We start from the raw sequence: 619 nt of genomic DNA on the forward strand, positions 1-619 counted from the left end.
GTCCTTGTAACAGCTTATTGTTCTTGAATTGCTCATTGAGTTTCAATTGGTCCTCGTGAGTTAAATAAAAATCATCAATTGAGGCGTAACCGATAGATTTTTCACCCCCATATTTTTCCATCAAATGGTTATAGATTTGGATACTTGTAAAACTTTTGCCTGAGCCTTGTGGGCCCGAGAAGAAAATGAACAAGGGGCATTTATTTCCCGTCTCAAACCATTCAGGTATATATTTATCCAAGAATTCTATCGTGTAGTCCAATACCGTTTTTGACTTATCACACATTTCTAGCTTTACTACTTTTTATATTATTCACTTCAGAGATGCAATGGAACGCTTTTTCCTTTGTGTCTTATGTATATCTTCGTTATTTTATTTCGTTCCGCCCAAATATTGTGCTAGCCAGTGTTCGCTTGTCTTGGTATAGTATCATTTAGATTGCTAAAAGTTTCATACATTTATTGTTCTCATTAATGCGTCTCCCCGCTTCGTTTGGTAATTAGGTTTTCTCCTCCTTAACGGAGTCGGAAATTTTCGACGTTAAGGAACTGGGGTTAAATTAAAGGAAAAAGGGTCGCGGAACGTTAAATCCCCTGTGTAAAAAAAACTATAAATCAT

1 protein-coding gene is annotated in these 619 nt (G+C 36.2%); it reads right to left on the bottom strand.

Going from position 1 to position 619, the window contains the following annotated elements; all coding sequences use genetic code 11:
* A partial coding sequence (locus tag IE124_RS36380) for a hypothetical protein (protein WP_229833191.1) occupies positions 1–262 on the bottom strand: 262 nt, incomplete at its 3' end.
* Between the last annotated feature and the right edge of the window lie 357 nt (positions 263–619).

Origin of the sequence: Streptomyces narbonensis, assembly GCF_014649015.1 — a bacterium.
GTDB classification, from domain to species: domain Bacteria; phylum Actinomycetota; class Actinomycetes; order Streptomycetales; family Streptomycetaceae; genus Streptomyces; species Streptomyces narbonensis.